This window comes from Pseudoduganella sp. RAF53_2 (genome assembly GCF_052113985.1).
Taxonomy (GTDB): Bacteria; Pseudomonadota; Gammaproteobacteria; order Burkholderiales; family Burkholderiaceae_D; genus Rugamonas.
In genome coordinates this window covers 1-5222 of sequence record NZ_JBFRDW010000516.1, presented here as the reverse complement: position 1 = coordinate 5222, position 5222 = coordinate 1, and the positions used below count along the sequence as shown (strand labels likewise).

3 protein-coding genes and 2 pseudogenes are annotated in these 5222 nt (G+C 59.5%); 1 reads left to right on the top strand and 4 read right to left on the bottom strand.

Annotated elements, in window-relative coordinates; genetic code table 11:
- The 4 genes and pseudogenes from AB4Z11_RS24320 to AB4Z11_RS24305 form a co-directional block, all read right to left on the bottom strand.
- Window positions 1-373, bottom strand: a pseudogene (locus AB4Z11_RS24320) (acetyl-CoA C-acetyltransferase); the annotation flags it as partial.
- Window positions 366-2189 carry a bifunctional isocitrate dehydrogenase kinase/phosphatase gene (gene aceK / locus AB4Z11_RS24315; protein ID WP_442028263.1) on the bottom strand — a complete coding sequence of 608 codons (1824 nt, stop codon included), beginning with the start codon at window positions 2187-2189 and terminating at the stop codon, window positions 366-368. The pseudogene AB4Z11_RS24320 and the gene aceK, both read right to left, overlap by 8 nt.
- Before the next feature lie 91 nt (window positions 2190-2280).
- Entirely contained in the window at window positions 2281-3465 is a 1185-nt protein-coding gene (locus AB4Z11_RS24310; RefSeq protein WP_442028262.1) for an isovaleryl-CoA dehydrogenase, read from the bottom strand.
- Between the two features lie 69 nt (window positions 3466-3534).
- Complete coding sequence (locus AB4Z11_RS24305) at window positions 3535-3939, bottom strand: MerR family transcriptional regulator (RefSeq protein ID WP_442028265.1); 405 nt, start codon at window positions 3937-3939, stop codon at window positions 3535-3537.
- 48 nt (window positions 3940-3987) lie between these two features.
- Here AB4Z11_RS24305 and AB4Z11_RS24300 point away from each other — a divergent pair.
- Window positions 3988-4879 (top strand): annotated as a pseudogene (locus AB4Z11_RS24300) (MBL fold metallo-hydrolase).
- Window positions 4880-5222 lie beyond the last annotated feature (343 nt).

Below are 5222 nucleotides of genomic sequence, written 5' to 3'. Positions count from 1 at the left end.
GGTAAGGCGCGTTGGTCATGGACTCCATGCCGCCTGCCACGACAACGTCAGCGCTGCCCGCGGCGATGGTGTCGTAAGCGAAGATGGCTGCCTGCATGGCGGAACCGCACATCTTGGACAGGGTTACAGCGCCGGTGCCGACCGGCAGGCCGGCCTTGATCGCAGCCTGGCGTGCAGGCGCCTGGCCCTGGCCAGCCATCAGGCAGTTACCGAAGTAGACGTGTTCCACGGCTTCCGGCTTGATGCCGGCGCGTTCGACGGCAGCCTTGATGGCCACTGCGCCGAGGTCATTTGCGCTCAGGCCGGCGAAGTCGCCCTGGAAGGCGCCCATCGGAGTACGTGCTGCACCGACGATTACGATTGGATCATTCATTTTCAATTATCTCCAGTAGTGGAGGCGCACTGGGCGCCGAAGTGGATGCTTTCAACAGATTGCGGAAACGGACGCTTTGCGGGTAAGGGAAAACGTCCTCAATGACGCCACTGGCGATGCGCTCTTTCTTCTCCTGCCACCAGGATTGAGTAAGCAGATCGGCGTGGTGCTTCATAAAGTATTTTCGGATTTTCGCGTTCCCGAGCAGGAACTTGCCAAACTGCTCGGGGAACACGTCGTGCTTTCCAATGGGGTACCACGGCTCGGAGGACATTTCATCTTCCTCGTTGCGGGGTTCGGGGATCACTCTGAATTGGCAGTCGGTGATGTATTCGATTTCGTCGTAGTCGTAGAAGACCACGCGTTTCTGGCGCGTGACGCCAAAGTTCTTGTACAGCATATCGCCGGGGAATATATTGGCCGCAACCAGATCCTTGATGGCGTTGCCGTATTCAATGATGCCGTGTTCGATAGCTTCTTCTTCGCCTGCCTGCTCGGCGTTGGTGAGCCAGATATTCAGCGGCACCATGCGGCGTTCGATGTACAAGTGTTTGATCACCAGCTGGTCGCCGTCTTCTTCGATCAGCGAGGGCGCATGGTGCTTCAGCTCCGCCACCAGCGATTCCGCGAAGCGGTGGCGCGGGAAGGCCACGTTCGAATATTCCAGCGTATCGGCCATGCGGCCCACACGGTCGTGGTTCTTCACCAGCAGGTATTTTTCCTTGATCTGCGCGCGCGTGGTTTCCTTCGGCGCCGGATAGAAGTCCTTGATCACCTTGAACACATAAGGGAAGGACGGCAGCGCGAACACCAGCATCACCAGCCCCTTGATGCCTGGCGCAGTCTCGAACAGGTCGGAGGAGTGCTTCAGGTGCTGCAGGTAGTCGCGGTAGAACAGCGTCTTGCCCTGTTTCTGCAGGCCCAGGATGGTGTAGATCTCGCTGCGCGGTTTGCGCGGCATCAGGCTGCGCAGGAACTGCACATAAGCCGACGGCACTTCCATGTCGACCAGGAAGTAGGCGCGCGTGAAGGAGAACAGCAGCATGATCTGGTCTTTGTCGGTCAGTACCGTGTCCAGCACCAGCTGCTTGTGGCGGTTGTGCAGAATCGGCACCACGAAAGGCGCCTCGCGGTTGCCGTTGACGACTTTGCCCACCATGTAGGCGCCCTTGTTGCGGAAAAACAGGGACGACAGCACCTGGATCTGCGCGTTCGGCTCCATCTGGCCGCCGAACAGTTCCGCGATGTGCTGCTCCACCAGCTGGATGTCGCGGTTCAGATTCGCGAACGCCGCGTTGAGCTGGAAGTTGGTGACGATGCGTTTCAGCGTGAACGTCATGCCGTCGCGCGTCGGGTAGTACACGCGGTAGGTCGGCGCGGCTTCGTCGGTCTCGATGTATTCGGTGGAGACCATCGGCCGCACGAAAATGAATTCGTTGTGGAAGTACGAGCGGTGCAGGATATTGCAGCACACGGAGTTGAAGAAAGTCTCCGCGCATTCCGGCTGCTTGTGGCCGGACAGCATGCCGATGTAGTGCAGCTTGAGTTCGCGCCACACTTCGTCGGTCAGCTCGGTAGGATCGTATTCGTCCTCCAGCATTTGCACGCATTCCTGCACGCGCTTGTCGTAGAAGCCGATGCGTTCGCGCGCCGCCTGCTGCGCCACCGCCCAGTCGCCCTGCTCGAAATAGCGCTTGGCGTCGCGGCTGGCCTTGCGGAACAGGCGGTAGTGCTTGTCGAAGCCATCGCGGATGGTGTGCGCGATGTCGAATGCGATTTGCGACGACAGCAGTTTCGGGAACGCGGCGTGAATCATTTTGGCCTCGTGTGTGGCATGCACGGCGGATCAATGATCCGCCCTACGCAACGCATCGTAGGGCGGGTCATTGACCCGCCGTGTGCCGCCATTACATCGTTTCGGCGAACAGCTCGCGGCCGATCAGCATGCGGCGGATTTCGCTGGTGCCGGCGCCGATTTCATACAGCTTGGCGTCGCGCCACAGGCGGCCGACCGGGTACTCGTTGATGTAACCATTGCCGCCCAGGGTCTGGATCGCCTCGCCGGCCATCCAGGTTGCCTTCTCTGCACTATACAGAATGGCGCCGGCCGCATCCTTGCGCAGCGCGCGCACCTGCTCCGGCGAAGTCGCGCGGTCGCAGGCCTGGCCTACGGCGTAGACATAGGCCTTGCACGCCATCATGGTGGAGTACATATCGGCGATCTTGCCCTGCATGAGCTGGAACTCGCCGATTGGCTGACCGAACTGCTTGCGGTCGTGGATGTAGGGGATCACGCTGTCCATGCAGGCCTGCATGATGCCCAGCGGGCCGCCGGACAGCACGGTGCGCTCGAAGTCCAGACCGGACATCAGCACATTCACGCCCTTGCCCAGGCCACCCAGCACGTTCTCGGCCGGCACTTCGCAGTCTTCGAACACCAGCTCGCCGGTGTGGGAGCCGCGCATGCCCAGCTTGTCCAGCTTCTGGGCGATGGAGAAGCCCTTGAAGCCCTTCTCGATCAGGAAGGCGGTCATGCCGCGCGGACCTGCTTCGATATCGTTCTTGGCGTACACCACCAGGGTGTCGGCGTCCGGGCCGTTGGTGATCCACATCTTGGTGCCGTTCAGCACCCAGCGGTCGCCCTTGAAGTCGGCGCGCAGCTTCATCGACACCACGTCGGAACCGGCGTTCGGCTCGGACATGGCCAGCGCACCCACGTGCTCGCCCGAGATCAGCTTCGGCAGATATTTCTTCTTCTGTTCTTCGGTGCCGTTGCGCTTGATCTGGTTCACGCACAGGTTCGAGTGGGCGCCGTAGGACAGGCCCACCGATGCGGAGGCGCGCGAAATCTCTTCCATCGCGATGATGTGGGCCAGGTAGCCCATGTTCGCGCCGCCGTATTCTTCACTGACGGTGATGCCCAGCAGGCCCAGCTCGCCCATCTTCTTCCACAGGTCCATCGGGAACTGGTCGGTACGGTCGATTTCCGCGGCGCGTGGGGCGATTTCGGCGGCGGCGAACTGCTGCACGGCCTCGCGCAGCGCGRCGATGTCCTCGCCGTGATCAAAAGTCAGGCCTGGCAAGTGGATCATGTCTTCCTCTATTTTTTGGATGAAGTGGTGGAGCGCCAATCATACGCTCAAGTGACGTTAACGTAAACGTCAAGTAGCTGCGCCTTGCTTCTCGGCAAGAGCTGCCAGCAGGCGTTTGCATTCTTCTTCGTGGGTAGCGATTTCGGACAGGGACATTTCGATGTCTTCGCGCTGCTGCTCCAGATTTTCGCGGTGCTGGGCCAGCACGCCGAGGAAACGCAGCATTTGCGCTTCGGTATCCTTGGGCGACTCGTACATATCGACCAGGCTCTTGATTTCAGACAGCGACAGGCCGATGCGCTTGCCGCGCAGTGTCAGCTTCAGACGGGTACGGTCGCGCGGCGCATAGACACGGTTGCGGCCGCCGGCGCCTTCGCGCGCGGGACTCAGAATGCCCTGGTCTTCGTAGAAACGAATGGCGCGCGGGGTGATGTCAAATTCGCGGGCGAGCTCGGTAATGGTGTAGGTCGGCATGGCGTACAATGGATTTCCGTTTACGTAACGTCAATCTCATTGTACGTCATGAACCCGCTCGAATCCCAGCTTCACTATCCTTTTGGCGACACTTTGCCTGCCGCCGGGACCGTACAGGAGGTGGCGCCCGGCGTTGGCTGGCTGCGCATGCCCTTGCCGTTTGCCCTGGATCACATCAACCTGTGGCTGCTGCGTGACGGTGACAGCTGGACCGTGGTGGATTGCGGGGTGGCTACCGACGCCACCCGTGCGGCCTGGGAGCAGGTGTTTGCCGGCGGCGTCACCTTGAAGCGCGTGATCTCGACGCCCCCACTTCGAACGCCACGGCCTGGTTGACTCCGCCATGCTGGAAAAGATGCGCTCGCGCAAGAACTACTATGCTTCGCTGGTACCGGGGATTCCCGTATCTTATGTGCGCCTGCAGGATGGACATTCGGTGGTGGCAGGTAACCATGAGTGGCAGGTCATTGCCGGCTTCGGCCACTCGCCGGAACACGCTTCCCTATGGTGCAAAACGCGCAATCTGCTGATTTCCGGCGATATGGTCTTACCACGCATTTCCACCAATATGTCGGTATTTGCGGTCGAGCCGGAGGCCAACCCTTTGCAGCTGTATCTGGATTCTCTGAGCCGCTTCGCGCCGCTGCCGGAAGATGTGCTGGTGCTGCCTTCGCACGGCAAACCCTTCCGCGGCCTGCACACGCGAATTGCCCAGTTGCGTGCCCACCACACGGAACGCCTGGCGGAAGTGGAGGCGGCCTGCGTACAGCCGCGCTCGGCCGCCGAGATCGTGCCCCTGATGTTCCGCCGCGAACTGGATGCCCACCAGCTGAGCTTTGCCCTGGGCGAGGCGCTGGCCCATCTTCACAAGCTATGGCGGGATGGAATCGTGCGCCGCGAACAAGGGACGGACGGCATCATACGTTTCAGTAGTTCGTAACCGGGAACCGACTGTTCCCCTAATACCAGAGCAACTGCCGGACACATTTGGTGTTAGACTAATTTTATAAAAAAGGAATCGAATATTTCCGCGATGACAGCATAATTGGTTGCTATATTGCAAGTTTATTGTGCTATTAAAAGAAGCTTTCGCAAAATTTGATTCGGACGCACGGGAGCCTGAACAGAGTCACGCGCTGAGTCAATTGTTAATTATAATAATTCGGGTTTGTCACAATTGGTCAGATCACTGTAGAGACTGACATTCATGTCATGACATGAAATAGTGCAACTATGAATTCTTCTAATGAACGCGAAAGTTTTAGCCAGCGACTTCAGCAGGC

What these genes read in the sequence shown, in the direction of transcription:
- aceK (WP_442028263.1), bottom strand. Translation starts at nt 2,189, where the DNA reads ATGATTCACGCCGCGTTCCCGAAACTGCTGTCGTCGCAAATCGCATTC.
- AB4Z11_RS24305 (WP_442028265.1), bottom strand. Translation starts at nt 3,939, where the DNA reads ATGCCGACCTACACCATTACCGAGCTCGCCCGCGAATTTGACATCACC.